Source organism: Zobellia russellii (assembly GCF_018728565.1).
Classification (GTDB): Bacteria; Bacteroidota; Bacteroidia; order Flavobacteriales; family Flavobacteriaceae; genus Zobellia; species Zobellia russellii.
The window spans coordinates 1-594 of record NZ_JACSOI010000028.1 but is presented as its reverse complement, the minus strand read 5'-3'; the positions used below and the strand labels follow the sequence as shown (position 1 = coordinate 594).

Genomic DNA, 594 nt, shown 5'->3' with positions numbered 1-594 from the left:
CAGGCTTCCCGCGCCCGAACCGAGCCCGTACACGGCTTGGTAGCCGATCTCCAGATCGGTGTCCAGCCTTTCGAACAACAGCGAAACGTCCACCGGTTTTTCCAGTTCGAGCTCCGAGAGCTCGCTGGAGGCCTCCCAGACCACCGGTACATCGGAGAGCTCGTAGGAGACCTCTATATCCTGTGAGATCCCGAAGTTGTCCGCCCCGGTTATTTTTACCCTGTGCCCGCCGGTCTTTGAACCCATGTACACCAAGGGTGCGGAAAGGCCCTCGGATACGGGCCACCCCTTCCCGGGTTCCACGCGGTTGCCCTCCGTGTCCTCGAAATGGCCCTCGCCGTCGAGTATCTCATAGGTGATGGTATATTCGTAGTTCTCCAGTACCTCCTCGGGAACGATGGTAAAGGTGCTGGGAAGCCCCTGGTTCACATAGCCCTCGGCGGTGTGCTGCCCGCTGAGCTCGAACTCCACCTCGGTGATAAGCCCTACCTCCTTGGTACAGGCAAGGGCCAACAAGAAAAGACAAAAAAAGGATATCGGGATCTTTATGTAGTTCTTCATTTTGTGGTAGGGGAACTTTTAGCTCATTTTAAA

At 56.1% G+C, this 594-nt stretch carries 1 protein-coding gene; it reads right to left on the bottom strand.

Features of this window, described 5'->3' with window-relative positions; translation table 11 throughout:
• Positions 1–561, bottom strand: a 561-nt coding sequence (locus tag H9565_RS20435; protein ID WP_215442152.1) for a DUF3872 domain-containing protein, incomplete at its 3' end; no start/stop codon positions are given.
• Between the last annotated feature and the right edge of the window lie 33 nt (positions 562–594).